We start from the raw sequence: 22,854 nt of genomic DNA on the forward strand, positions 1-22,854 counted from the left end.
TCAGCAGCAGCCCTCGTGTCCGTCGTGGCTCGCCGGTGCGCAGTGCGCCGACTCCGACGCGGGCACGTCGAGCGACGGGTTGCGGTCGAAGAAGCCGTCCGGCTCCAGGCGCAGGCTGATCCGGTCGACGGGCATGATCGGCCACTGCTCCGGGCGCGGGAAGTGGTGCACGCCGAGGACCGGCCAGAGCACGAGGCGCTCGTTCTCGAGCGAGCGGTCGGCCTGCTGCCAGACGTGCACGCCGTCGTCGCCGAGCTCGCCCTGGTTGGGGTACTCGCCGGCGATGAAGCGCTGCTCCGGATCGAAGGCGCTCGCCCAGAGGTGCTGCCCGACGAAGGGCGCCTTCCGCTCGACGACGCTGCCCGGGCGGGCGTAGAGCTGCGCGGTGTTCTGCAGCGCGAGGCGGTAGGCGGTCGCCTCGCCGTAGCGGTTCTGCGCGGACTCGCTCTCGATCCGCCAGTGCAGGGCGCGCGACGGGTCGGCGCGGCGGGCGGCCACCGACTCCGAGGCCAGCGGCGTCTCGACGGCGAGGCAGGCGTTGCCGTAGGGGTTGGTCGTCTCGTCGGGGTCGGCCTCGGCGTGCACCTCGACCAGGCGGTTGAGCGGGCCGTCGATCGCGGTGTCGAGGCGGACCGCGAAGTAGTGCTGGTGGATCGGCGCCTGCACGTTCGGCGCCACCATCCGCCCCGAGCGCGGCGACTCGCCGTCGGCGATGCCGCTCACCGACATCAGCCCGGTCAGCTTCACCTCGAGCTCGACCGAGCCGTCCTGGTGCAGCGACCAGTAGAAGCCGTAGTCGTAGTTCGCGACGGTCGCGAAGCTCGAGATCACCAGGCGGCGGCTGCGGCGCACCTCGGCGCTGCCGGTGCGGGTGTTGACGTGCTTCCAGAGGATCGAGTCGTCCTCCTCGTGCAGGCAGATGCCGTTGACGATGGTCTGCGGCTCGCCGTGGCCGTCGAGGTAGTCGACGTCGAAGTAGCGGATCTCGCCGAGGCAGTCGCAGCCGAGCTCGAGGCTCGCGGTGAGCGGGCCGGCGCCGTACTCGCCCCAGTCGAAGAAGTTCTTGCGGTAGGCGGTCGGGTCGCTGTCGAGGTACGGCACGTACATCTCGTTGACGGCCGCGCGCGCCAGCACCGGGCGCTCGACGTCGCCGTCGCGGTAGGTCAGCTCGTGCAGCACGAGGCCCTCGCGGTGGCTGAAGCCGACGCGGAACGACCAGTTCTGCCACTCGACGCGGTGCCCTTCGATCGCGAAGCCGGGACCGTCGGCCTGGACGATGTCGAGCTTGGACACCTCGCGATCGGGTCCCCAGGTGCCGGCCGTGTAGACGCCGGTCTCGCTCGCCATCGGGATCACGCCGTGGTCCTCGATCCGGATCACCTCGAGCGTGTCGAGGTCGAGGATCGGCACGAGGCCGGCGACCGGGCGGGCGTAGCCGTTGTCCTCGGGGAACTCGCGGTACCAGACGGTGCCCCAGCTGAGCCGGCGGTCGGCGAGGTCGTCGGGGACGAAGCCGGTGATCGACTCCGGGTCGACCCAGACCAGCGAGGTGTCGGTGATGCCGCGGAGGGCGAGCGCCTCCTTCAGCAGCGGGGAGTTGCGGGCGGCCTGGGCGATCAGGCGCGCCTCGTCGCTGGAGACGCCGGGGCGGCGGTGGTCGACGTCGGTCCAGACCTCGACGATCGCGGGGCTGTCCGGGCCGGCGGTCCAGCCGCGCACCTCCCAGGCCGCGCGGGCGTCCGGGTCGAGCACGACCAAGCGCACCGGGCGGGCGCCGCCGGGCGCGATGCCGCGGGCCTTCTCCTCGTCGAGGCTGATGCCCCAGAAGCGCGGGTGGACGCCGATCCGGTCGCTCGCGCGCACGGCGGCGACGAAGGAGGCGATCTCGGCGGCGGCGAGCGGGTCGAGCACGTGGGCGTGCGTGGCGGCGGTGGTGATGGCGGTGTCGGCGGTGCTGGTGGAGCTCATGGCGGCGGCGGTCCTTCGGTTCGGGGCGTCAGGGGTGCGGAGAAGAGGGGAGGGAGCAGGAGCGGAGTCAGCCCGCCCCCGAGACGAGCGCGCGGCCGTCGGCCCTCGGATCGCTCGCCGCGTCGAGGCGCCCGTCCCTGTGCAGCCGCACGAGCTGGACGTGCCCGGCCTCGTCGATCGGGCCTGTGGCTTCGGCGACCGGCAGCCCCAGCGCCTCCGCGGCCGCGACGGCAGCGGGGACCCCCGGCTCCGCGACGAGCGTCAGCTCCTCGTGGCCGAGGTCGCGCGCGCCGATCACGAAGCGCGGGCGCTCGAGCACGGCGTCCGGATCCGCGGCCGGATCGAGCAGGTCGCGCACGAGCTGCGCGAGGATCCACGGCTGGGCGCTGCCGCCCTGGCAGCCGAGCCCGAGCACGAGGTCGGCGCTCTCGGCGATCACCGGCAGCAGCGTGTGCGGCGGGCGCAGGCCCGGGCCGACCCGGCCGGGGTGCGCGGGGTCGGTGCTGAACGCGGAGCCGCGGTTGTGCAGGACGATGCCGGTGCCCGGGTCGAGGATCCCGGAGCCGAAGAGCTGGTAGACGCTCTGGATCAGCGTGACGACGGTGCCGTCGGTGTCGGCCGCGGTCACCGCGACCGTGTCGCCGAGCGCCCGGCCGGCGCGGGGCAGCGAGCCGCGGGAGAGCGAGCGCGGGTCGAGCAGGGCGGCGACGTCGATCACGCCGCCGCGCGGATCGCCGAGCACGGACTGCCGCACCAGCGCCGCGTCGCGGACCGCCGCGACCAGCTCCGCGGTGTCGCCGGCGAGCGCCTCGGGCAGCACGCCGAGCAGCACGACGCCCTGGCTCGGCGGCGGCGCGACCCACCAGCGCACCCCGCCCTCGCGCGAGGCGGCGGGCTCGACGAGCTCGGCCTCGTGCGCCGCGAAGTCCGCGGCGGTGTGCGCGCCGCCGAGCGAGCGCAGCCGCGCGGCGAGGGAGTCGGCGATGCGGCCGCGGTAGAAGGCGCCGGGATCCTCGGCCAGCTCGGCGAGCGAGACGGCGAGCGCCGGCTGCACCAGGAGGTCGCCCTCGGTGAGCAGCCCGCCCGCCGGACAGCCGAACACCCCGCGCATGCCCTCGTCGGCGAGCAGCTCCTCGCGGCGCAGGTCGATGGCGCGCCCGAGCCCCGCGGAGATCGGGACGCCGTCGGCGGCGAGCGTCGCGGCGCGGCGCAGCGGCGTGTCGAGGCCGAGGCGCCCGCCGAGCCCGGCGATCGCCCGCCAGCCGGCGACCACACCGGGGATCGTGACGGTCTGCGCGCCCTGGCGCGGCATCCGCTCCTCGCGGGAGAGCGCCGCGACGTCGATGCCGGCGGGCGCCGCTCCGGCCGAGAGCACCGCGACGACGTCCTCGCCGGGGCGGCGGACCAGCGCGATGAGGTCGCCGCCGAGTCCGCACTGGTGCGGGTAGACGACGGTGAGCGCGGTGGCGGCGGCGAGGGCGGCGTCGACGGCGTCGCCGCCGTCGGCGATGGCGCGGGCGGCCGCGTCGAGAGCGGCGGGGTGCGGCGCCGCGACGGCGACGCGGGCGGGAGGAGGGGAGGAGGTCATGCGGTCACCGTCCGGTCCGGGCTGAGGAAGTCGAGGTCGGGGCGGGGCACGCCGTCGACGAGGTCGGCGAGCGCCTCGCCGATCGCGGGCCCGAACTTGAAGCCGTGCCCGGAGCAGGCGGCGGCGATCAGCACCTCGGGCCGGCCGGGCAGCGTGCCGACGACGAATCGCTTGTCGCGGGTCATCGTGTAGAGGCAGGCGACGGCCTCACCGCCGGCCGTCTCGATCCCGGGAACGAAGCGACGGAGCAGGCTCTCGAGGTGCGCGATCTCGGCCTCGGTCGGCGGGGCGACGGGCACGGCGGGGTCCCAGACCGGGCCCGCGTCGACGCCGATCTTGGCGCCGGAGCCGGCCGCCTCGGGCAGGCCGAAGACGAGCCCGTCCGGCAGATCGACCGAGAAGCAGCCGAGCGCCGGCGGCTGCGCGACGCCCTGGCCGGCCGGGACGGTGAGGGTCAGGATCCGCTGCACCTCGAAGAAGCCCGCGGTCTCGGGCAGCAGCCGCGCGACCCAGGCGCCGCCGGAGACGACGAGCCGGCGCGCGCGCAGCTCGCCGGCGGAGGTGCGGACGGTGACGACGCCGGCGCTGTCGCCGGCGCCGACAGTCCAGTCGAGCACCTCCTCCTCGAAGCGGAGCTCCGCGCCGGCGGCGGTCGCGGCGGACTGCGCGAAGGCGAGCGCGCGGGCGGCCTCGACGACGCCGGCGTCCGGGTCGTGCACCACGCCGTAGTCGGCGGGCGGCGCGAAGGACGTGTCGGGCACGGGCACCGGCCGGCTGCGGCCGCCCTGCAGCGCCGCCTCGCCGCGGTGCGCGTAGAGGCCGCCGGTGGGGTGCACGAACGGCGCCCCGGCGGCGGCGGACCAGCGGTCCCAGCCGCGGAAGGCGCGGTCGACGAGGTCGTTCCAGACGGGGCTCGGGTAGGCGCGGCGGATCATCCGGGTCGCGCCGTGCGACGAGCCGCGCACGTGGCCGGGGCCGAACTGCTCGATCCCGACGACGTCGCGGCCGCGCAGGGCGAGCTCGTACGCGGTGGCGGAGCCGTGGATGCCGAGGCCGACGACGATCGCGTCGTGCACGGTGTCGGCGGACTGCGTCACGAGGCGGCCCCCTCGACCGCCGCGAGCAGCGCCTCCACGTCCGACTCGTCCGTGTAGACGTGCGGCGACACGCGGACCACGCTCGCGATCCCGCGCGCGCCCAGGTCCCACTGCGCGTGCGAGGCGGGCACCGCGAGCGAGTCGACGCCCGCCTCGCGCAGCCGCGCCGAGACGGTCTTGCCGGGCACGCCGTCGACGGTGAAGGTGACGATGCCGGACGGCGACGCGGGCGGATCCACCACGGTCACGCCGCCGATCGCGGAGAGCGCCGTGCGCAGCCGCGCGCCGAGCGCCACCAGGTGCGCCTCGGTCGCCGCCATCCCGCGCTCGCCGGCCTCGCGCAGCGCGACGCCGAGCCCGAGCCGGAGGGCCACCGACGACTCCCAGGTCTCGAGCGCCCGCGCCGTGCCGTCCATCGTCCACTCCTGCTCGCTCGTCCACAGCGAGCCTCGCACGTCGGGCGCCCAGGCCCCGATGCCGTCGAGCAGCCCGCGGCGGAGGAAGACCAGCCCCGTCCCGCGCGGCCCGCGCAGGAACTTGCGCCCGGTGGTGACCAGCGCGTCGCAGCCGATCGCGCGCACGTCGATGTCGAGCTGGCCGACCGACTGGGTCGCGTCCAGCACCGTGATCGCGCCGTAGCGCGCGGCCAGCGCGCCGATCGCGGCGACCGGCTCGACCAGGCCGGAGGAGGTGGGCACGTGCACCGCGCTGATCACCGTGCGGCCGCTCGCCGTGGCGAGCGCGCTCTCGAGCGCCTCGAGGTCGAGGCCGCCGCTGGAGTCGTTCGGCAGCAGCGCGAACCGCACGCCGTCGTAGCGCTCGAGCGCGAGCAGCCGGAGCGCCTGGCTCACGTAGCTGGAGCGCGGCGCGAGCACGGTGTCGCCGGGGCCGAGGCGCAGCGCGTCGAAGATCGCGCGGAGTCCGCTGGTCGCGCTGTCGAAGAAGGCGATCTCGTCCGGGTCCGCGCCGAGCAGGGCCGCGGCGGAGCAGTAGGCCGCGTCGATCCCCTCGGCCACGGCGTTCGCGGCCTCGTAGCCGCCGATCCGCTGCTCGAGGCGGAGGTGCGCGATCACGGTCTCGAGGACGGCGTCGGTCAACAGTCCCGCGCCGGCCGCGTTGAAGTAGTGGCGGCCGGTCGTCCCCGCCGTGCGAGCGCGCTCGGCGGCCACATCGATGGCGCCACCGGTGAGGCTGATCGTCATCCGCAGGTCCCTTCCGTGCCGGATCCCGTCCGTGAGGGATCCCGACCACAATGGATCCCATCGTACGCAGGTTGTATCCATTATGGCTACCGCCGGATACGCTGGCGACATGAGCCTCCCCGCCGAACAGCACTCCGCCGAGCAGCGCGCCCGCGAGCTCGGGCTCGCGATCCCCGACTACCTCGACCCGCCCTACGGCGGGCGCTACGGCGGCAGCACCCTCCGCGCGTTCCACCGCACCGGCGACCTGCTCGAGCTCAGCGGCATCACGCCGGAGTCGCGCGACGGCGCCCTGCTGCACCCCGGCGCGGTCGGCGTCGACATCACCCTCGAGCAGGCGCGGGAGGCGGCGCGCTACACCGCCGTCAACGCGCTCGGCATGATCCGCGCGGCCCTCGGCTCGCTCGACGAGGTCGTCGCACTCTCGCGCGGCCTCTGCTTCGTGCTCTGCCCGCCCGGCTTCGAGCGCCTCAACGAGGTGTCGAACGCCGCGAGCGACCTGCTCCTCGACGTCTTCGGCCCCGACGCCGGCCGCATGGGCCGCGCCTCGATCGGCGCCACCGCCCTCTCGCGCAGCGCCTGCTTCGAGCTCTGGCTGAGCCTGGAGTGCCGGCCGCGCTGACGCGGCCCCGCTCGAGAACCCCGCGTCCACCGACGTCGGTCTCGATACGCCGCCCAGGGCGGCTACTCGACCAGCAAGGCCCTCCACCATCGTCAGAACGGCGCCGGTGTGTCGACGAAGCGCGGTCGGGGCGGCGGGCCCGGCGGTCGCCCGGGCAGCGGCGGCAGCCGGGTGCTGACCCGCCGTCCGGTCGGGGTCGTCCAGGTGATGGACCCGTCCTCGTCGTCCCTGTCGTAGCTCCATTGATCGCCATGTCGGACGTGATGGTGCGAGGTGCACAGTGAGACGAGGTTCTCGAGCGAGGTCTCGCCGCCGTGGCGCCACTCGCGGGTGTGGTCCGCCTCGCTGCTCGACGCGCTGCGGGTGCACCCGGGGAACCGGCACGTCTGATCCCGCAGCTGGAGGTGCAGGCGCATCTGCGGCGGCGGAACGCGCCAGGTGCGGCCGACGGAGACGACGGCGCCGGTGTCCGGGTCGGTGAGGACCCGGGTGAAGGAGGCGGCGGTACGGATCAGCTCCCGGGCGATCTCCGCAGGGACCGGGCCGTAGCCGTCCAGGTCCGCGGGAGCGTCGTCCAGCCCTACAGCAGTGGACGCCGCGAGCGTCAGTCGCACCTCGGCGCGGACACCGGTGACATACGTCGGATCCGGACGGTGCGCGGCGTCCGGAGTCGTGCCGGCGATGTCGCCGTCACAGAGCAGATCCACGGCGGCGTCAGCGCTGAGCTGCTGGAGCGTGCGCGGGTCGCCCTCGTCGCGGAGGGTCCGGGCGATGCGCCGCAGCCGGTCGTACGCACCCGTCACCGCCGGTGCCGGAGCGTGCAGGCACAGCGTCGCCATTCCGTCGACCTCCGGAGTGACCCACACGGCCCGGTCTTCCTTCGCGCGTGCATGGCGCTCGGCGAGGGGCTGCTCGTGCAGCTCCTCCCGCCAGCGGCCGAGGGCGCGGCGCAACTGCGCGGTGGTCATAGTGAGGGCGGCGTCGGACGCGCGCTCGTCGAGTGCCGCGCGAGAGGCTTCAGTGAGGCTGCTCGCGGTTCGGCAGATCGCCTCGCCCACCTCCCAGAGGATCTTCGCGTCGCGAAGCAGCACGCGAGTGAGCGGGAGGTGCTCCATGAGCATCTGCGCGGTCTCGAGGCGGCGGGACACCTCCCGCTCGGACTGGCGGTACGCCATCGCGAGCTCGGCTCGGATCGAGCGCTCGACCAGGTCGCGGGTCTCGCTCCGCGACGCGCCGCGGGCGAACGCCTCCGGGATGGTCAGCGCGAGTCGGTAGCCGCGGTGCAAGCGCTCGGCCGCCCGGAGGCGCGTCGGCGAGGTGGAGCGCTCGTCGGCGGCGGAGCCGTCGAAGCAGTCGCGCACCTCCGCGAGTGCTGCCGCATCCTCATCTTTTGACATACGAGTATCCAAGCAGGGGCGACCGACATGCGAACGGCGTCGTGGGCAGATCGGGGACGACGCGGGCGATCGGGGGCTGGGGAGGAGGCTCGCTCCCGACGGCCGGACAAGGTGGGTCTCGATACGCCGCCTGAGGCGGCTACTCGACCAGCAAGAAGGAGCGCCGCCCCGCGGCTCCGCAGCGGGAACGGCGGTAGGCTCTGCGGCAGCACGTGTCCACTCCGCGGAGATGCGTCATCGACCGATGATCGAGGGACACCGTGACGCTCCAGCCCGTGACGCTCCCGGCCCGCTCCGGTCCACTGCCGTGATCACCGAGGCGGGATCGGCGGGCGGCCCGCTGGGACCGCAGGGCGAGCTGCTCTCGCTGCTCTCCTCCTTCGTGACGCTGCTGCCGGTGGAGGACACCGCCGTCTCCGCCCTCGGCGCCCCCTTCGAGATCGAGACGCTCGCCGCGACCAGCTCGCGCTCGGCCCGTCTGGACGAGGCGCAGATCGACCTCGGCGAGGGACCCGCCTGGGACGCGTACCGCAACCGCCGGCCGGTCGCGATGCTCATCGACCGCGACCGGGCGAGCTGGCCCTTCTTCTGCGCCTCCCCCGCCGCGATCGGCGTGCACAGCGTCGTCGCCGTGCCGCTCGCCTTCGGGCCGCTGCCGATCGGCGCGGTCTCGCTCTACAGCGGCGCCCTGCTCGCGCTGGACGCCGATCAGCTCGCGCTCGCCGAGAGCCTCGCCGCGCTGCTCGGTCGCGCCGTCGTCGCCCGCGTGGTCGCCGAGGCCGAGAGCGGCGCCCCGGTCCGCGACCCGGCCCTCTCCCGCCGCGAGGTGCACCAGGCCACGGGCATGGTCATCAGCCAGACCGGCTCGAGCCCCGAGGACGCGCTCCTCGCGATCCGCGCGCACGCCTTCCGCACCGGGACGACGGTGCGCGCGGTCGCCGCCGAGATCGTCGCCCGGCGTCTCGATTTCTCGCCCGATTCCGACGATCCGAAGGCAGGATGACTGCATGACCGCTCCCACCCGTGAGCAGATGCTCCTGAAGACGCTGACCGTCGTCGCCGACACCCTCGTGGACGACTTCGACGTCGTCGACTTCCTGCACGACCTCGTCGACCGCTGCGCCGCGATCTTCGACGCCGTCGACGTGGGCATCGTCCTCGCCGACGAGCACGGCGAGCTGGTCGTGATGGCCTCGACCAGCGAGCGCCTGCACCTGATCGAGCTGCTCCAGCTCTCCGCCGGGTCCGGGCCGTGCATCGACTCGTTCCGCACCGGCGCCGTGGTCTCGGCGGGCTCGGCAGAGGAGATCAGGCGCCGCTGGCCCGACTTCGCCGCGCTCATCCCCGACTCGCGCTACCACTCGGTGCACGCCGTGCCGCTGCGGCTGCGCCGCGAGACGATCGGCTCCCTCAACTTCTTCCGCGAGGCGCCCGGCGCGCTCGACCCGGCCGACGTCCCCGCCGCGCAGACCATCGCCGACGTCGCGACCATCGGCCTGATGCAGGAGCGCGCCGTCCGCGAGGTCTCGCGCACCCGCGACCAGCTGCAGACCGCGCTCGACGCCCGCGTGCTGATCGAGCAGGCGAAGGGCGTCATCGCGCACAGCCGCGGCGTCGACATGGAGGAGGCGTGGAGCATCCTCCGCCAGCGCGCCCGCTCGCACCAGGCCCGCGTCAGCGACGTGGCCCGCGCGGTCGTCGAAGGGCTGATCACGCTCTGACGCCGGGTCCTAAGCTCGGGGGCGTCGGTGGTCGGTGCAGCCCCCAGGAGAGCGACGTGTCAGGAGGACGAAGCGTGGACGTGGTTCTCGGGGTCGACATCGGCACGTCCAGCACCAAGGCGATCCTCGTCGACCGGGAGGGCCGCGTCGTGGCCGAGGCCGCGCGCGCGCACGTCGTCGACCGGCCGCGGCAGGGCTGGGTCGAGATGGACTCCGGTGTCTGGTGGGACGAGTTCCGGAGCCTCGTCGCCGAGCTCACGGCGGCCGCCCCGCACGGCGACGTGGTCGCGGTCGGCGTCAGCGGCATGGGCCCGTGCGTGCTCCTCACCGATGCGGCGGGGCACGAGCTGCGCCCGGCGATCCTCTACGGCGTCGACACCCGCAGCGTCGGGATGCTCGACGAGCTGACCGCCCTGCTCGGCGGCGAGGAGGCGATGCGCGCCCGCACCGGCTCCGGCCTCTCGGCGCAGGCCGCCGGCGCGAAGCTCGCCTGGGTCGCCCGCCACGAGCCGGACCTCTGGAGCCGCGCCGTCCGCTTCACGATGCCGTCCTCCCGCCTCGTCGAGCTGCTCACCGGCGAGTACGTGCTCGATCACCACTCCGCGAGCCAGTGCACCCCGCTCTACGACGTGGTCCGCGAGGAGTGGATCGAGGAGTGGGCCGCGCTGCTCGCCCCCGGCCTCGCGCTCCCCCGCCTCGGCTGGCCGGGCGACACCGCCGGGCGCATCACCGCCGAGGCCGCCGCCGCGACCGGGCTGCCGAGCGGCGTCCCGGTCGTCTTCGGCACCATCGACGCCTGGGCCGAGAGCCTCAGCGCCGGTCGCCGCCGGCCGGGCCGGGTGTTCCTCCAGTACGGCACGACGATGTTCCTGGTCGCGCCGATGGCCGCGCCCGCTCCACTCGGCGGACTGTGGACGACGGTCGGCGCGGCGCCGGGCGAGCCGACCGCGGCCGGCGGCATGGCCACCTCCGGGGCGATCACCGACTGGCTCCGCCGGCTGACCGGCGCCTCCTGGACCGAGCTGCTCGACGAGGCGGCGCGGTCCGGGCCGGGTGCCGCCGGGCTGCTCGTGCTGCCCTACTTCGCCGGCGAGCGCTCGCCGATCGCCGACCCGGACGCGCGCGGCGTCATCGCCGGCCTCTCCGTCGGCTCCACCCGCGGCGACCTCTACCGCGCGGTGCTCGAGGCGACGGCCTTCGCCGTCCGGCACCACCTCGAGGTGCTCGTCGCGCACGGCGTTCCCGTGGACGCGCTGGTCGGCGCGGGCGGCGGGGTCGCCTCGGCGCTCTGGCCGCAGATCGTCAGCGACGTCTGCGGCCTCGAGCAGGTGATCCCGACCGTCTCGGTCGGCGCCGCCTACGGCTCGGCCGTGCTGGCCGCGGGCCTCGTCACCGACGTCGACATCGAGGAGTGGAACCCGCCGGCGACGACGCTGGTGCCGGATCCGGACGTCCGCGCGCTCTACGACGAGCTCTACGACGACTACCGCCGGCTCTACCCCGAGACCCGCGAGACCGTGCACCGCCTGGCCCGGCGGGACCTCGGGACCTGACGCCCCGGGCCCCGGCGGCTCAGGCGTCCACGCCCTTCGGCGCGCTGCCGTCGTACCCGCAGATCGCCGCGACCTTGCCCGCCGACGCGCTCGACGGATCGAACTCGTAGCCGAGCCACTCCCGCGCCATCCGCCGCGCCACCTCGAGCCCCACCACGCGCTGCCCCATGCAGAGCACCTGCGCGTTGTTCGAGAGCACCGACCGCTCGACCGAGAAGGAGTCGTGCGCCGTGACCGCGCGCACCCCCGGCACCTTGTTCGCCGCGATCGCGACGCCGAGGCCCGTGCCGCAGATCAGGATCGCGCGGTCCGCGGACCCGTCGGCGATCATCCGCGCGGCGGTGACCGCGATGTCCGGGTAGTCGGTGTGGCTCTCGGAGTCGACGCCGACGTCGGTCACCAGCGAGACGCGGTCGTCCTTCATCAGGTCGGCCTTCAGCGCCTCCTTGTAGTCGAAGCCCGCGTCGTCCGATCCGACGACGACCCGATAGGTGATGGCGGTCATGCTGTCGCTCCTTCTGTAGCGGCGCGCTCGGCGAGGACGTCGCCGACCGTGGTCAGGATCATCCCCATCGAGGTCGCGCCCGCGTCCGGTGTGCCCAGGCTCTTCTCGGCCAGGGGTCGTGCGCGGCCGACCTTCGGCCGCAGGTCCGCGGTCGCCGCGGCGCGCTCGACGGCGACGCCCGCCGCCTCCCGCCACGCCTCGACGAGCGGAGAACCGCCGTCCACGCGCTCGCGCAGCACCCGCGCGAACGGCAGCAGCGCGTCGAGCATCGTCTTGTCGCCCTCGCTCGCGCGCCCGAGATCGACGATCGACTCCGCGAAGGCGTCCACGCCGGTCACGACGTCGGCCGCCGCGTAGGCGTCCCGCGCGTCGGTCAGCGAGGCGCCGAGCGCCTCGAGCGCCGCACCCCAGAGCACCCCGGAGGTGCCGCCGGCCTGCTCCGCCCAGGACTGGCCCGCGCGGGAGAGCAGCCAGGCGCCGCCCGTGCGCTCCTCGATCCGGTCGATCCGCCGCGTCGCCGCGCCGATGCCCTTGAGCATCCCGCGGCCGTGATCGCCGTCGCCGGCGACCGCGTCGATGCGGCCGAGCGCCTCCTCCTCGCGCTCGAGCAGCCCGTGCACGGCGGCGAGCGCCGCCCGCACCGTGTCGCCGAGCGCGACGGCGGCGTCGGTGGCGGAGGGAGCGGACTCCTCCTCCCCCGCCTCGGCGTCGTCGCCCGACGGCGCGAGCAGCGCCGCGACCGGAGCCGCGACCCGGCGGTAGGCCGGCGTGTAGGCGTCGGCGCGCCAGTAGCGCTCGAGCTCGTCGTCGAGCCACTGCAGGGTCAGCGAGACGCCGCCCATGTCGAGGCTGGTGACCAGCTCGCCGACCTCGGGCTCGACCGTGTGCAGCCCGGCCTCCTCGAGCCGGCGCGCGATGTGGCGCCAGAGCAGGAAGAGCTCCTCGTACTTCGTGGTGCCGAGCCCGTTCAGGATCGGAGCGACGCGGGTCGTGCCGCCCTCCGCCCCCGCACCCTCGGGAAGGTCCGCGAGCAGCCGGTCGACGAAGAGGTCGGCCAGCTCGGCCGCGCGCAGCAGCTCGATGTCGCGGATCCCGGGCTCGCCGTGGATCCCGAGCCCCAGGCCCAGGTGCCCCTCGGGCACGCTGAACAGCGGCTCGGTCGCGCCCGGCATGGTGCAGCCCGAGAACGCGACGCCGAGCGTTCGGGTCGCCGCGTTGCTCGCGTTCCCCACCCGCTCGACCTCGTCGAGGGACGCGCCCTCCGCGGCCGCCGCGCCCATCGCCTTGAACACCGGGAAGTCGCCCGCGATGCCGCGGCGCTTCCCGATCTCGTCCGCCGAGGCGATGTCGTCGGTGACGACGACGATCCGGGTGTCGATCCCCTCCTTGCGCAGTCGCTCGGCCGCGATGCCGAAGTTCATCGTGTCGCCGGCGTAGTTGCCGAAGCTGAACACCACTCCCCGGCCCTGGTCGGCGGCCTTCGCCACCGAGTAGGCCTGCGCCGCCGACGGCGAGGTGAAGATGTTGCCCACCACCGCGCCGGTCGCGAGCCCCGGGCCGACGGTGCCGCTGAACGCCGGGTAGTGCCCGGAGCCGCCGCCGATGACGACGGCGACCTGCGGCTCGGCGCCCGCGGTGCGGAGCGAGACCACTCCCCCCGGCACGCCGCGCAGGCGGTCGGCGTAGAGGGAGAGGAAGCCGGCCAGCTGGTCCTCGGCGAACTCGTCGGGGTCGTCGTAGATCGTCGTCATGCGGGTCAGCTCCGGGCGTCGGCCGCGACGACCGCCTCGGTCAGCGAGGGGACGATCGAGACCTTGACCGAGCCGCCCTGACTGTCGGCGACGAGGTCGAGCGCCTCCTGGAACTGCTCGAGCGGGAACTGGTGGGTGCAGATCTCGTCCATCGGCAGGACGTTGCTCTCGAGCAGCTTGATCGCGGCGGGCCAGCAGTTCGGGCCGAGGTGGGCGCCGAGGACGTTGAGCTCCTTGTCGTCGCTGATGATCGACCAGTCGACCGAGGCGTTGGAGCCGAAGACGGAGTACTCGACGTAGGTGCCGAGCTTGCGCAGGATGTTGAGGCCCTGCGAGACGGCGGAGGGGTGCCCGGTGGCCTCGATGTAGACGTCGGCGCCGTAGCCGCCGGTGAGCTCCTTGACGACGGCGACCGCGTCCTGCTTCGTGATGTTGATCACGAGGTCGGCGCCGGCCTTGGTGGCGAGGGCGAGCTTCTCGTCGCTCATGTCGAGCGCGATGACCATCTTGGGGTTCTTCTGGCGGGTGCCCGCGATCGCGCCGAGGCCGATCGGGCCGGCGCCGGCGATGACGACGACGTCGTCGAACTGGATGCTGCCGCGCTCGACCGCGTGCATGGCGCAGGAGAGCGGCTCGCTGAACGCGGCGACCTGCGGGGCGAGGTCGCGGCTGACCGGGTGGGTGAGCGCGCGGGTCGGGACGAGCACGTACTCGGCCATCGCCCCGTCGAAGCCCTTGAAGCCGAACATGTCGTGCGGTCCGCACATCCAGTAGGCGCCCATCAGGCAGTAGCGGCACTCCCAGCACGGCACGATCTGCTCGCAGGCGATGCGGTCGCCGAGTGCGACGCCGCGCTTGGCGAGCGCCGCGTCGTCGCCGGCGACGACGGTGCCGACGAACTCGTGGCCCGCGATGCGGTCGCGCTCGGCCCAGGCGGGGCGGTTCTCGTCACCCCAGAACTTCGCGGCGCCGTGGTAGCACTTCAGGTCGCTCGCGCAGACGCCGACCGCGTCGACGCGCAGCAGCAGCTCGCCCGCGGCGGGCACCGGCACGGGCACGGTCTCGAGGCGGTAGTCCTCCGGGCCGTGGACGACGACGGCGCGCATGGACTCGGGCACGTCGGCGCCATCGGAGTGTCGCGTCTGCGGGGCCGACTGCGGGGAAGGGGTGGTGATGGTCATGGGGAGCCTCCGAGGGGTTCGCGGGGCCGCTTCATCGCGGCCTTCCCGAACCTACCCCGTCCAGAACACTTGTCAAGAACAGAATTTCTGTTCACCGTTGCGCCGGGCCGATCCGGGACCAATTCGCTCGCGGCCCTTGCGGAAATTGTGTGTGGAACATAATTTCTTTCCCGGAGGCCGGTTCGCCCGCCTCCCGCAGCGACGGAGCCGCCCCACGGGGGACGCCGTCGACCTGATGACCAGCAGTCCCGACCAGCAGTTCCCCACCAGCACGACCCGATCAGTGAACGGACACCGCGATGACGCGTGAACTCCCTCCCGCCCCGAGCAGGCTCCCGGCCGGCGTCCCCCGGAAGCGCCTGATCCTCGCCGCGGTCGTCGTCGTCGTGATCGCCGCGATGGCCTTCAGCACCAAGGTCGTCGGCGCCGACTCCGACCTCGGGGCCGGCCCCGCCGAGTTCTCGGCCGAGTCCTGGGCCGCGGAGAACTTCCCCGTCATCCAGGAGGGCATCGCCGACCGCGCCGTCGACGCGGCCACCCTCGCCACCGCCATCGCGGCCGACAGCGCCGGCGCCGCGACCCAGTACGGCATCCCCGGCGGCACCGGCCCCGAGTTCTCGACCACCTTCACCGGCACGGTCGGCGCCGGCCAGAACGGCATCTACCCCGTCACCGTCGAGGGCGTCCCCGGCGACGTGCTCATCCGCGTGCAGACCGGCCCCGCGATCAACGGCACCGACCTCCGCGACGCCACCGGCACCGTCGAGTTCGGCCAGTTCACCAACCAGATCGACTACCAGGACGCGGCGAGCGCCCTCAACGAGCAGCTGAAGACCACCGTGCTCGGCGCGGTCGACACCACCGCCCTCGAGGGGAAGACGGTCCAGGTCACCGGCGCGTTCCAGCTGATCAACCCCGCCGGCTGGCTCGTCACCCCGTCCGAGCTGGTGGTCCAGTGAGCACCGCGGAGGCCCCGGTCGCCGGCATCGGCGAGGTCGTCCTCGAGGCCGTCGACGTGGTCAAGACCTACGGCGCCACCCGCGCCCTCAAGGGCGTCGGCTTCTCGGTGCACCGCGGCCAGGTCACCACGCTCTTCGGCGAGAACGGCGCCGGCAAGTCGACGCTGATGAAGATCCTGTCCGGAGTGGAGCAGCCCACCTCGGGCGAGATCGTGCTGAACGGCACCCCGGTCGCCTTCGAGGACACGGTCGACGCCCGCGAGCACGGCATCTCGATCATCCACCAGGAGCTGAGCCTCGCCCCGAACCTCTCGGTGCGCGACAACATCTTCCTCGGCCGCGAGATCACCGGCCCCTCGGGCGTCGACTACGCGGAGGAGGCGCGGCAGACCCGCGCGGTGCTCGAGGAGCTCGGCGAGGACATCGATCCGCTGACCCTCGTCGCCGACCTGCGGCTCGGCCAGCAGCAGCTGATCGAGATCGCCCGCGCCCTCTCGGTCGATGCGCGGATCCTGATCATGGACGAGCCGACCAGCGCGCTCAGCGCCAGCGAGGTCGAGGTGCTCTTCACCGTCATCCACGACCTCACCGCCCGCGGCGTGTCGATCGTCTACATCTCGCACCACCTCGAGGAGGCGCTCGAGATCACCGACCACGCCGTCGTCCTCCGCGACGGCTCGGTCACCGCGACCGCCGTCGCCGCCGAGATCGACCTCGCCTGGGTCGTCCGCGCGATGGTCGGCGAGGGCTTCGACCTCGGCTCGCCGCCCCGCGGCTACGCCTTCGGCGACGTCGCGCTCTCGGTGCGCGGAGTGAGCGTCGCGGATCCGTCGATCCCCGGCCGCGACGTGGTCGACCGGATCGACCTCGACGTCCGCGAGGGCGAGATCGTCTGCCTCTACGGGCTGATGGGCGCCGGCCGCACCGAGCTGCTCGAGGCGATCGCCGGTCGCACGGCCGTCACCGCCGGCACCATCGCGAAGAACGGCCGCGACCTCGCCGGGATGTCGATCGCCGAGCGGATCGGCGCCGGCCTCGGCCTCGTGCCGGAGGACCGGCAGCGCGACGGCCTGGTGCAGACCATGACCGTCGGCCGGAACCTCTCGCTCGCGAGCATCGGCTCCTTCGTGAAGGGACTGTTCCTCTCCCCTCGCCGCGAGGTCGACCTCGTCACCGACTCCATCCAGACGGTGCACGTGAAGACCGCCGGCGGCGACGCGATGATCGGCTCCCTCTCCGGCGGCAACCAGCAGAAGGTCGTCATCGGCAAGATGCTCGCCACTCAGCCGGACGTGATCCTCCTCGACGAGCCCAGCCGCGGCATCGACATCGGCGCCAAGGCCGAGGTCTTCCGGCTGCTCGCCGAGCGCGCCCGCGAGGGTCTCGCCGTCGTCTACACCACCTCCGAGGTCGGCGAGTGCCTCAGCATCGCCCACCGCATCATCGTGATGAGCCGGGGCCGGATCGCGGCCGAATTCGACTCGGACGTCTCCAAAGAAGACATCATGGCCGCCTCCGGTGAGGCCGTGATCTCGTGACCACTACGGAACGGAAGCCCCCCATGACCTCCACCGCGACCGGGCAGCGACGCCCCGCGCTCTTCCAGGACGGGTTCGATCTCGGCCGCCTGCTGCTGCAGGGGCGGGCGTTCTTCGCCCTGATCGCGATCATCGTCGTGTTCTCGATCCTCTCGCCCAACTACTTCACCGTCGGCAACATCCTCACGATGTCCTCGCACGTGGCGGTCTACGCGATCCTCGCGATCGGCATGCTGCTGGTCATCCTCAACGGCGGCATCGACCTCTCGGTCGGCTCGACGCTGGGCTTCTCCGGTGTCATCGCCGGCTTCCTGATGCAGGGCGTGCAGATCGGCGGGGTCACCCTCTACCCGGCGCTCTGGGTGGTGGTCGTGCTCTCCTGCGGCGCCGGCGCGCTGATCGGGCTGATCAACGGGATCCTGGTCGCCCGGTTCCGGGTCGCGCCCTTCGTCGCGACGCTCGGCATGCTCTACGTCGTCCGCGGCGTGGGCCTGCTGATGACCAACGGCCTCACCTACAACGACCTGGCCGGTCAGCCCGAGCTCGGCAACACCGGCTTCGACTGGCTCGGCTTCAACCGCTTCCTCGGCCTGCCGATCGGCGTCGTGATCATGATCGTCGTCGCCATCGTGGTCAGCCTGCTGCTGAACCGCACGGTGTTCGGCCGCTGGCTCTACGCCTCGGGCGGCAACGAGCGCGCCTCGGAGCTGTCCGGCGTTCCGGTGAAGCGGGTGAAGGTGCGCGTCTACGTGCTCTCCGGGCTGTTCGCGGCCATCGCCGGCCTGATCCTCTCCTCCGAGCTGACCAGCGCGAGCCCCACCGCCGGCAACTCCTACGAGCTCACCGCGATCGCGGCCGTCGTCATCGGCGGCGCCGCGCTCACCGGCGGAGTCGGCACCGTCCGCGGCACGCTGCTCGGCGCGTTCGTCATCGGCTTCCTCTCCGACGGCCTCGTCATCATCGGCGTCTCGTCCTACTGGCAGACCGTCTTCACCGGCGCGGTGATCGTCTTCGCCGTCCTGCTGAACGCGGTGCAGTACCGCGGCAAGCCGCGCAAGGGCGGCTCCGGCGCGCGGCCCGCCTCCGACTCGGGTGCTCCGGCGCCCGTCCCCCAGACATCGGGCACCCCGGCCGCCTAGGCCGGTCCGCCCGAGAGAAGACCTCGGTCGGCCACCGCCGACCGGACCACAGTGAAAGGAACACGCAATGAACCGCAAGCTGGCAACGGTGCTCGCCGCGGGCGCGGGGCTCACCCTCGTCCTCTCCGGATGCTCCTCCGACGCGGGGACCGCGGGCGGGACCTCGGGCACCCCGGGCGCCGCCGAGGGCGGCCTCATCTCGATCATCGTCAACGACCCGGCCAACCCCTACTGGCAGACCGAGGGCGACGTCGCGTCGGCCGAGGCCGAGGCGCTCGGCTACACGGCCAACGTGGGCGCCTCGAAGGGCGACACGAACACCGAGAGCAACCTGATCGACACCGCCATCACCAACAAGTCGGTCGCGATCATCCTCGACCCGGCCAACGCCTCCGGCTCGGTCGGCGCGGTGAAGAAGGCCGACGCGGCGGGCATCCCCGTCATCCTGGTCAACGCCGAGATCAACGAGACCGGCCTCGCGAAGGCGCAGCTCGTCTCCAACAACGCGCAGGGCGCGGCGCTCGGCGCGCAGCAGTGGGTCGCCGACGTCGGCGACACCGGCAACTACGCGGAGCTGTTCGGATCCCCCTCCGACAACAACGCGCAGACCCGGTCCAACGGCTACGCCACCGTGATCTCGCAGTACCCCGGCCTCGTCGAGGTCGCGAACCAGGTCGGCAACTGGAACCGCACCGAGGGCCACGACAAGATGCAGTCGATCCTGCAGGCCAACCCGGACGTCACCGGCGTCATCTCCGGCAACGACGAGATGGCGCTCGGCGCGATCGCGGCGCTGAAGGAGGCCGGCAAGCTCGACCAGGTGAAGGTCGGCGGCTTCGACGGCTCGCCCGACGCGGTCGACGCGATCAAGGCCGGCGAGCTGCAGTACACCGTGCTCCAGCCCGTCGCGACCTTCGCGAAGGAGGCCGTCCAGCAGGCCGACTCCTTCATCCGCACCGGCGAGACCGGAGCGGCGCAGGAGAAGCAGGCGTTCGACTGCATCCTCATCACGAAGGACAACGTCGACAAGGTCACGTCCCCCTTCACTCTCTCCGAGTGACCCGCCCGTCTCTCCCCCTCTCCGCGAGATGCCACTTGTGACCGCCTTTCACGGCGTGTCGCGCTCATAAGTGGCATCTCGCGGAGGGGGGCGGGACCAGCACGACGCCGAGGAAGAGGGCACAATGACGCACGTGACTCCGCCCAGCGCCCCCCGGCGCCCCGACACCGTCAGGTTCCCCCTCGACGTCGTCTACCAGGCGGCCCGGATGTACTACCTCGAGGACGCGACGCAGGTCGAGATCGCCGCACGACTCGACGTCTCCCGCCCCACCGTCAGCCGCCTCATCGCCGAGGCGCGGCGCCTGGGCCTCGTGCAGATCAGCGTGATCGACCCCTTCGTCGACGAGAACACCGGCCTGGCCGACGCCCTCCGCGAGGCGCTCGGACTGAAGGCCGTCCACCTCGCCCCGGTGACCCACGCCTCCACCCTCGGCCGCGACCTCGCCGTCCCCGTCGCCGCCGCCCTCGCCGACATGCAGCTCGGCGTCGGCGACGCCCTGCTGATGTCGCTCGGCCGCACCGTGCACGACCTCGCCCGCTCGGGGATGCTGCCCCCGCTGCCCGGAGTGACGATCGTCCCCGCCGTCGGCGGCCAGGCCGAGCCGCAGTCGTGGTTCCAGACCAACGAGATCACCCGGATGGCCGCTGCGGCCACCGGCGCCCGCTCCAGCTTCCTCTTCGCGCAGTCCCTGCCGAGCCCCGCGATGCGCTCCGGCCTCGACTCCGACCCCGCGTTCCTCCAGGTGATGGACCTCTGGAGCAGCGCCAAGGGCGCCCTGCTCGGCATCGGCGCCCCCACCGCCACCCGCCACGAGCTCTCCTCCGGCCTGCCCAGCGACAAGCACCTCTTCGACGAGGCCGCCGGCGACGTCTGCCTCAACTTCTTCCGCGCCGACGGCTCGGCCGTCGAGTTCCCCGGCAGCGAGCGGATGGTCCGCGTCTCCCGCGCGACCCTCGCCGCCGTCCCGCACGCGGTCGGCGTCGCCGTCGGCGTCGACAAGGCCCCCAGCATCATCGGCGCGGTCCGCGGCTCCCTGATCAACGCCCTCGTGACCGACGCGGTGACGGCCCGAGCGGTGCTCGCGGCGGTCTGACGCGCCCTCGCCGACCGAGCAGCGGGCGCTTGTCTTGCTGCCCTCGCCGACTGAGCAGCGCGCGCTTTCCTTGCTGATCGAGTAGCCCGCGCAGCGGGCGTATCGAGATCCCGCACCCACGGACGCGTGGGTCTCGATACGCCCCTCCGGGGCTACTCGACCAGCAGGCAGGGGGCGGCGCCTCAGCCGCCGAGGGTCACGCGGAGGATCTTCTCGCCGCTGTTGTTCGGGACGCTGTCCTTGTCGCCCGTGTTCGAGGTGGTCATCCAGAGGCCGCCGCGCCCGTCGGGCTCGACCGTGCGGAGGCGACCGTAGGTGCCGACGAAGTTCGAGGTCGGCGTCGCGAGCGAGTCGCCGACGATGGGCGCGCGGTAGAGGCGCGTCCCGCGGAGGCAGGCGATGTACACGACGTCGCGGACGACGGCCAGGCCGGAGCACGAGCCCGCCGACGTCGGGTAGGTCTGCTTCGGCGCGATGAAGCCGGCGGTGCCGCAGCTGCCGGTGGTCCCCTCGCAGGCCGGCCAGCCGTAGTTGCCGCCGCGGACGATCAGGTTCGTCTCGTCCATGACGCTGTTGCCGAACTCCTGCTCCCAGAGCCGCCCCTGCGAATCGAAGGCGAGCCCCTGCGGATTGCGGTGCCCGTAGCTCCAGACCGCGTTCCCGAACGGGTTGTCCGCGGGGATGCTGCCGTCGGCGTTGATCCGCAGGATCTTGCCGCTGAGCGAGTTCAGATTCTGCGCGGTCGCGGTGTTCTGGCCGTCGCCTGTGCTGATGTAGAGCTTGCCGTCGGGGCCGAAGCGCAGCCGCCCGCCGTTGTGGTACTTGTTCCGCAGGATCCCGGAGGCGAGGACCTGGACGGTGCTCGTGTCGAGGCGGTCGCCGATCAGCTTGAGGCGGATCACCCGGTTGTCGGTGGGCGAGGTGTGCATGACGTACAGCCACTGGTCCGTCGCGAAGGTCGGCGACACCGCGATCCCGAGGAGGCCGCCCTCGCCGTCGGTGCTCTGCACGTTCGGCACCGTCCCGAGGCTGGTCTTCACGCCCGTCGTCGGGTTCAGGCGCACGACGTCCTGCGCGTCGCGGCGCGAGTACAGCACGGTCCCGTCGGGCGCGGTGGTCAGTCCCCAGGGGATGTCGGTGTCGGTCGCGGTCTGCGTCACGGTGCAGAACGCGGTGCTGCAGGCCGCGCCCGTCGTCACCGCGGCGGCGTCGCTGCGGCTGGAGGTGTTGCCCTGCGCGTCGACCGCCGCGACGGTGTAGGAGTAGGCGGTGTTCGCCGCCAGGCCGCTCTCGGTGAAGGTCGTGGGCGGCGCCGTCGTGCCCGTGCCGGCGACGGTCCCGACCTGGGCGGAGCCGCGGAAGACCGTGTAGCTGCGCACGCCGACGTCGTCGGTGCTCGCGGTCCAGGTGAGGGTGACGGCGGTGCCGGAGGCTCGCGCGGTCAGGCCGGTCGGGCGGCTGGGCGCCGTGGTGTCGGCCGAGCACTGCGGCACGGTCACCGCGACGGTGGCGCTGGCCTGCGAGACGTTGCCGGCGGCGTCGCGGGCGTTCACGTACAGCCCCCACTGCGCGCCCGGCACCACGTCGATGCCCGTCGAGGTGACGGTCCCCGCCACCGACTTCATGAACTGGCCGTCGTGGTACACGTCGTACCCCGTCACTCCGACCGCGTCCGTGGACGCGCCCCAGGAGAACGTCGCCGTCCGGCAGGCGAGCGCCGAGACCCGCGGGCTCGTCGGCGCGGACGGGGCCGTCGTGTCCGCCGAGGAGGCGGTGGTCCGCCACTTCTGCCAGTCCCCGCCGGCGCAGGCCGCGATCTGCACCGAGGAGCGGTTCGCCGTCTTCCGGTCCTTGACGCTCAGGCACAGGCCCGAGCCGACCCCGCGGACCGTGCCGTCGCTCTCGAACCGCCACTTCTGCCAGTCCCCGCCCACGCAGTCGGAGATCTGCACGTCCGCGCCGGCCGTCGTCGTGCGACCCCGCACCTCCAGGCACTTCGCGCCACCGTAGACGGAGATCTCGCCGGTCGGCGCGACCGTCCAGCTCTGATTCGCGCCCCGGTTGCAGTCGAAGAGGACCACGATCGTGCGGTTCGTGGTCGACGAGTTGGGCACATCGAGGCACCGGCCGGAGGCGACGCCGACGATCGGGGCGGGAGCCGGGGCCGCCACCGCCCGGGCCGCCGCCACCGGCGCCGCCTGAGCGGGAGCACCGGACACGACGAGCGCGGCCGCGAGCACGGCGACGGCGAGACTGCGGGCGATAGTGAAACGCATCAGCGGGTTCCTCTACGGGCGGAGCGGGACGGGCGCCGGTACGACTCGCCCTCGTGCCGACCCTGGCACTGCGGCCACCACCCGACAACCGGTCGGACGTGTCATATCGCGCCAGTTCTGGGGGCGCGGGAGGGGGTGCGGTGGGGGGAGTAGCCGCTGGTCCGCGCGGTCTCGCGGCGGTCAGGCTCGGCCCTGAATCGC

General features: G+C 73.3%; 18 protein-coding genes. 9 read left to right on the plus strand and 9 right to left on the minus strand.

Going from position 1 to position 22,854, the window contains the following annotated elements; genetic code table 11:
- The 4 genes from GSU72_RS18740 to GSU72_RS18755 form a co-directional block, all read right to left on the minus strand.
- Window positions 1-1,968 carry a primary-amine oxidase gene (locus GSU72_RS18740; protein WP_159986389.1) on the minus strand — a complete coding sequence of 656 codons (1,968 nt, stop codon included), beginning with the start codon at window positions 1,966-1,968 and terminating at the stop codon, window positions 1-3.
- Window positions 1,969-2,035: 67 nt separating this feature from the next.
- On the minus strand, window positions 2,036-3,556 hold the full coding sequence (locus GSU72_RS18745; RefSeq protein ID WP_159986390.1) for a gamma-glutamyltransferase: 1,521 nt from the start codon (window positions 3,554-3,556) through the stop codon (window positions 2,036-2,038).
- On the minus strand, window positions 3,553-4,653 hold the full coding sequence (locus GSU72_RS18750) for an FAD-dependent oxidoreductase (protein WP_159986391.1): 1,101 nt from the start codon (window positions 4,651-4,653) through the stop codon (window positions 3,553-3,555). The genes GSU72_RS18745 and GSU72_RS18750 overlap by 4 nt, the downstream gene beginning before the upstream one ends.
- The gene (locus GSU72_RS18755; RefSeq protein ID WP_159986392.1) at window positions 4,650-5,855 is read right to left on the minus strand and encodes an aminotransferase class V-fold PLP-dependent enzyme; all 1,206 of its coding nucleotides are present in this window, start codon (window positions 5,853-5,855) and stop codon (window positions 4,650-4,652) included. The genes GSU72_RS18750 and GSU72_RS18755 overlap by 4 nt, the downstream gene beginning before the upstream one ends.
- A 109-nt stretch (window positions 5,856-5,964) precedes the next feature.
- Between GSU72_RS18755 and GSU72_RS18760 the strand changes: the two genes are divergently transcribed.
- The gene (locus GSU72_RS18760; protein WP_159986393.1) at window positions 5,965-6,477 is read left to right on the plus strand and encodes a RidA family protein; all 513 of its coding nucleotides are present in this window, start codon (window positions 5,965-5,967) and stop codon (window positions 6,475-6,477) included.
- A gap of 92 nt (window positions 6,478-6,569) precedes the next feature.
- Here the strand turns inward: GSU72_RS18760 and GSU72_RS18765 are convergent, their stop codons facing one another.
- Window positions 6,570-7,874, minus strand: a complete 1,305-nt coding sequence (locus tag GSU72_RS18765; protein ID WP_159986394.1) for an HNH endonuclease signature motif containing protein — start codon at window positions 7,872-7,874, stop codon at window positions 6,570-6,572.
- A 307-nt stretch (window positions 7,875-8,181) separates the two neighbouring features.
- Between GSU72_RS18765 and GSU72_RS18770 the strand changes: the two genes are divergently transcribed.
- From GSU72_RS18770 to GSU72_RS18780, 3 genes are all read left to right on the plus strand, one after another.
- Complete coding sequence (locus GSU72_RS18770) at window positions 8,182-8,877, plus strand: GAF and ANTAR domain-containing protein (protein WP_159986395.1); 696 nt, start codon at window positions 8,182-8,184, stop codon at window positions 8,875-8,877.
- Window positions 8,878-8,881: 4 nt separating this feature from the next.
- Window positions 8,882-9,595, plus strand: coding sequence for a GAF and ANTAR domain-containing protein (locus GSU72_RS18775; protein ID WP_159986396.1), 714 nt, complete (start codon window positions 8,882-8,884; stop codon window positions 9,593-9,595).
- Window positions 9,596-9,669: 74 nt separating this feature from the next.
- Entirely contained in the window at window positions 9,670-11,148 is a 1,479-nt protein-coding gene (locus GSU72_RS18780) for an FGGY family carbohydrate kinase (protein ID WP_159986397.1), read from the plus strand.
- 19 nt (window positions 11,149-11,167) lie between these two features.
- Here the strand turns inward: GSU72_RS18780 and GSU72_RS18785 are convergent, their stop codons facing one another.
- The 3 genes from GSU72_RS18785 to GSU72_RS18795 are packed head-to-tail and all read right to left on the minus strand — an operon-like array spanning window position 11,168 to window position 14,585.
- Window positions 11,168-11,653: a ribose-5-phosphate isomerase gene (locus tag GSU72_RS18785; protein ID WP_167306115.1), complete on the minus strand. Its 486-nt coding sequence runs from the start codon at window positions 11,651-11,653 to the stop codon at window positions 11,168-11,170.
- Window positions 11,650-13,404 carry a dihydroxyacetone kinase family protein gene (locus GSU72_RS18790; RefSeq protein WP_159986398.1) on the minus strand — a complete coding sequence of 585 codons (1,755 nt, stop codon included), beginning with the start codon at window positions 13,402-13,404 and terminating at the stop codon, window positions 11,650-11,652. The genes GSU72_RS18785 and GSU72_RS18790 overlap by 4 nt, the downstream gene beginning before the upstream one ends.
- Before the next feature lie 5 nt (window positions 13,405-13,409).
- Complete coding sequence (locus GSU72_RS18795; RefSeq protein WP_159986399.1) at window positions 13,410-14,585, minus strand: zinc-binding dehydrogenase; 1,176 nt, start codon at window positions 14,583-14,585, stop codon at window positions 13,410-13,412.
- A 299-nt stretch (window positions 14,586-14,884) separates the two neighbouring features.
- Here GSU72_RS18795 and GSU72_RS18800 point away from each other — a divergent pair, with 299 nt between their 5' ends.
- From GSU72_RS18800 to GSU72_RS18820, 5 genes are all read left to right on the plus strand, one after another.
- Window positions 14,885-15,544: a DUF2291 family protein gene (locus GSU72_RS18800; protein ID WP_159986400.1), complete on the plus strand. Its 660-nt coding sequence runs from the start codon at window positions 14,885-14,887 to the stop codon at window positions 15,542-15,544.
- The gene (locus GSU72_RS18805; RefSeq protein WP_208545109.1) at window positions 15,541-17,082 is read left to right on the plus strand and encodes a sugar ABC transporter ATP-binding protein; all 1,542 of its coding nucleotides are present in this window, start codon (window positions 15,541-15,543) and stop codon (window positions 17,080-17,082) included. The genes GSU72_RS18800 and GSU72_RS18805 overlap by 4 nt, the downstream gene beginning before the upstream one ends.
- Window positions 17,083-17,105: 23 nt before the next feature.
- The gene (locus GSU72_RS18810; RefSeq protein WP_159986401.1) at window positions 17,106-18,221 is read left to right on the plus strand and encodes an ABC transporter permease; all 1,116 of its coding nucleotides are present in this window, start codon (window positions 17,106-17,108) and stop codon (window positions 18,219-18,221) included.
- A gap of 67 nt (window positions 18,222-18,288) precedes the next feature.
- Window positions 18,289-19,281 (plus strand): D-ribose ABC transporter substrate-binding protein, encoded by a 993-nt coding sequence (locus tag GSU72_RS18815; protein ID WP_159986402.1) that lies wholly within the window; start codon window positions 18,289-18,291, stop codon window positions 19,279-19,281.
- 133 nt (window positions 19,282-19,414) lie between these two features.
- Window positions 19,415-20,377, plus strand: coding sequence for a sugar-binding domain-containing protein (locus GSU72_RS18820; RefSeq protein WP_208545110.1), 963 nt, complete (start codon window positions 19,415-19,417; stop codon window positions 20,375-20,377).
- 182 nt (window positions 20,378-20,559) lie between these two features.
- Here the strand turns inward: GSU72_RS18820 and GSU72_RS18825 are convergent, their stop codons facing one another.
- Window positions 20,560-22,653 carry a PQQ-dependent sugar dehydrogenase gene (locus GSU72_RS18825; protein ID WP_159986404.1) on the minus strand — a complete coding sequence of 698 codons (2,094 nt, stop codon included), beginning with the start codon at window positions 22,651-22,653 and terminating at the stop codon, window positions 20,560-20,562.
- Between the last annotated feature and the right edge of the window lie 201 nt (window positions 22,654-22,854).

It is taken from the genome of Rathayibacter sp. VKM Ac-2760, from assembly GCF_009834185.1.
GTDB lineage: Bacteria > Actinomycetota > Actinomycetes > Actinomycetales > Microbacteriaceae > Rathayibacter.